Below are 3269 nucleotides of genomic sequence, written 5' to 3'. Positions count from 1 at the left end.
CCGCCGCCGCGTCCGTCGGCGCCGCCGCCGCGCCGGCAACGAGGGCGCCGATCAACGGCACGCCGCCCACGAGCGCCACGCAGCCACCGACGACGAAGGTGGTGATCGCGACGCCCGCGGTCGCGAGCGCCACAGCCGGCCAGAGCGCGAGGCGCACCATCGACAGCGGCGTCTGCAGCCCGCCCGCGAACAGGATGACCGCGAGTCCGACGCTGCCGATCAGATAGGCGTCGCCGAAATCGTTGAACGGAATGCCGAGCACGCCGTCCTCGCCGCACAGCATGCCGATCGCGAGGAAGGCCAGCAGCACCGGCGCGCCGATGCGTCGCGACAACAGGCCCGCGAAGATGCTCAACACGCCGAGCACGCCCGCCGCCATGATGACGAGATGCGTATCGTGCAGCGCGGCGTGCAGGGCCGCCTCCGGGCTCATCGTGCCGTCCCGGCGACGCGGAACGCGACGGAACGGCGCGCGCATGACGGCACGACGCCGGAATTTTTTCCGCCGGCCGTGACACTCACGCGCGCTGTCCTGCAAGCCATTGACAACATCTGATTACTCTCGCGTTATGGGCGTCAAGGGTGCGCCCTTTGTGACGCGCCGCGCAAAGGGAGACGCCGGATGCGCCTCGATGGGCCGCACTGTGTTGCGCTCGCGCTGCTTGCGGCGGCATTGACGGGTTCGGGAAGCGCGGCGTGGGGACAGGCGACCACGGCCCCTCCCGTCGCGTCCCCGGCCGCGTCCCGGGCCGCGGCGCCTGCCGAGACCGCGACGCCGGCGTGGCCGCACACCATCACCGAGAACGGCGCGGCCGTAACGATCTATCAGCCACAGGCGGTCTCGTGGCCGGATCGCGCGACCCTGACGGCGCGCGCGGCGGTCGCGGTGACGCCCGCCGGCGAGAAGACGCCGATCCTCGGCACCATCGACGTGACGCTGGCGACGCAAACGGACGCGCAGACCGGCCTCGTGCAGCTGTCCGATCCGAGGCTGATCTCCTCGCGCTTCCCCTCGCTCGACACCCAGAAGGCCGCGCAGCTCGAAGCGCGGCTGCGGGCGGCGCTGGCGCGCATGCAGGTCCGCGCCGTGCCGCTGGCGACGATCCTGCTCAGCCTGCAACAGACGCCGGCCGCGGCGGTGGCGGTCAACAACGACCCGCCCGTCATCTTCTATGCCGACCGACCGGCCAGCCTCGTCGTGTTCGACGGCGCCCCGGTGCTGGCGCCGATCGGCACCACCGGGCTGTCCTTCGCGGTCAACACCAACTGGGACGTCTTCAGCACGGGCGGCCAGTGGTATCTGCTCGATAACGGCCTGTGGCTGACGGCCCCGGCGGCGGACGGTCCCTATACGGCCACGACCCGCCTGCCGCCGCAGTTCGCCAGGCTGCCGAACGACGCCAACTTCGCCGAGGCGCGCAAATACGTGCCGCCGCACGCCCTGCCGCCCGCGGCGCAGATCCCGCACGTGTTCGTCAGCCTCAAGCCCGCGGAAATCATCGTGACCGCCGGGGCGCCGCATTTCGCGCCGGTCGCCGGCACGTCGCTGCAGCGCGTGGAAAACACCGGCAGCGCGCTGTTCCGCGATCCGGCGCAGGGCAAATACTATCTGCTGCTGTCCGGCCGCTGGTTTGCGGCGGCCGATCTTCAGGGTCCGTGGACCTATGCCACCGACAGCCTGCCGCCCGACTTCGCCGCGATCCGCGACGGCACGCCCGAGGCGACGGTGCTGGCGTCGGTGCCCGGCACGGTCGACGCGCAGGAAGCGATGCTGAAGGCCGCGATCCCGACCACCGCGACGCTCAAGCGCGGCGCCGCGACGCCGGAGGTCGCCTATTACGGGACGCCACGCTTCGAGCCCATTCCGGGCACGTCGATCCGCTATGGCGTCAACACCGGGGCGCAGGTGCTGCTGATCGGCGGCCGCTACTATGCGTGCGACCACGGCGCATGGTTCGTGGCGCCCGCGCCGACGGGTCCCTGGACGCTCGCCGACAGCATCCCGCCGGAGATCCGCCAGATCCCGCCGTCGAGCCCGCTGTACAACGTCACCTATGTGCAGGTGTACTCCGCCACGCCGCAGGCGGTGACGTATGGCTACACGGCCGGGTATCTGATGGGGTTCGTCACCGCGAGCGTGCTGGTGTACGGCACCGGCTATTATCATCCGCCCTATGTCGTGCCGGGGCTGATGCCGATCTATCACCCGTATCCGTACACCTATGCGTCCAACGTCTGGTACAACCCGGCGACCGGCGGATGGGCGCGCGGCGGCACGGTGTGGGGCCCCTATGGCGGGGCCGCGACGGGCGGGCGCTATTACAATCCGGCGACCGGCGGATGGGCGCGCGGCGGCGCGGTCTACGGGCCATACGGCGGCGCCGGGGCATGGTCGTATTACAATCCCCGCACCGGCACCTATGCGCACGGCAGCGCCGCATGGGGCAACGGCAGCGCCACGCGCAACGCAGGTTTCTACAACGCGCGCTACGGCGTCAGCGGCGCGACCAGCCAGGGCGCCAACCCCTACGGCCGCTGGGGATCGAGCACCGTCAGCGGCCCCGCGCGCACCGTCGACACGCAAAGCCGCAGCGGGGCGCGCGGCTCCGCCGGCAGTTTCTCGTCGTCCACCGGCGCGCGCGGCGGCGCCTATCAGAACCGCTACACCGGCAACAGCGGCGCCGCCGTGCGCGGCCCGGGCGGCGACGTCTACGCGGGGCGCGACGGCAACGTCTACCGCCACACCGACAGCGGCTGGTCCAAATGGAACAACGGCGGGTGGAACACGATGAAGCCGCCGGCCAGCACCGGCCGGGTGCAGGGGCGACAGGACGCGCAGGGCGCCACACTGGATCGTTCCAGCTATCAACAGCTTGAGCGTGACCGCGCGGGCAGGCAGGCTGGGCGTGGCTATGGCGAGGGTCGCTTCGGGGGCGGCGGTCGCTTTCAGCGAAACTGAGTGCGCGCGGCCGCATCGCGGCGGCCGGGCAGGGGCGGGGGGCTCTGATGCAGAGGCAGGGATGGGTCGTGGCGCTGTGCACGGCGTTGCTGCTGTGCCACGCGGGCGCGGCGATGGCGCAGGGCACGCCGACACAGGCACAGGCGAGCGCGATCCGCTCGGCCTGTCGCGCCGACTATCAGGCCCATTGCGCGGGCGTGCCCACCGGCGGCGCCGCGTCGTTGTCGTGTCTGCAGGCGAACGCGGCGGCCGTCTCGCAGCCATGCCGGAACGCGCTCGCCGCGGTCTCCGGCGCCGCGTCGCCCACGGC

At 71.9% G+C, this 3269-nt stretch carries 3 protein-coding genes; 2 read left to right on the top strand and 1 reads right to left on the bottom strand.

The genetic code is table 11. The features are described from left to right. A partial coding sequence (locus tag B8460_RS13680) for a cation:proton antiporter domain-containing protein (protein WP_199445648.1) occupies positions 1 to 433 on the bottom strand: 433 nt, incomplete at its 3' end. Between the two features lie 189 nt (positions 434 to 622). Here B8460_RS13680 and B8460_RS13675 point away from each other — a divergent pair. Beyond that, positions 623 to 2959 (top strand): hypothetical protein, encoded by a 2337-nt coding sequence (locus tag B8460_RS13675; RefSeq protein WP_048862164.1) that lies wholly within the window; start codon positions 623 to 625, stop codon positions 2957 to 2959. A gap of 47 nt (positions 2960 to 3006) precedes the next feature. Beyond that, positions 3007 to 3269 (top strand): cysteine rich repeat-containing protein (locus B8460_RS21055; RefSeq protein WP_199445647.1); only part of this gene is annotated, 263 nt, incomplete at its 3' end.

Origin of the sequence: Acidisphaera rubrifaciens HS-AP3 (assembly GCF_000964365.1) — a bacterium.
In the GTDB taxonomy this organism is placed as follows: Bacteria; Pseudomonadota; Alphaproteobacteria; order Acetobacterales; family Acetobacteraceae; genus Acidisphaera; species Acidisphaera rubrifaciens.
Note: the sequence above shows the minus strand (reverse complement) of the source record. Positions and strands in the feature narration are given on the sequence as shown.

Coding starts and splice junctions, on each gene's coding strand:
- B8460_RS13675 (WP_048862164.1), top strand. CDS start 623: ATGCGCCTCGATGGGCCGCACTGTGTTGCGCTCGCGCTGCTTGCGGCG.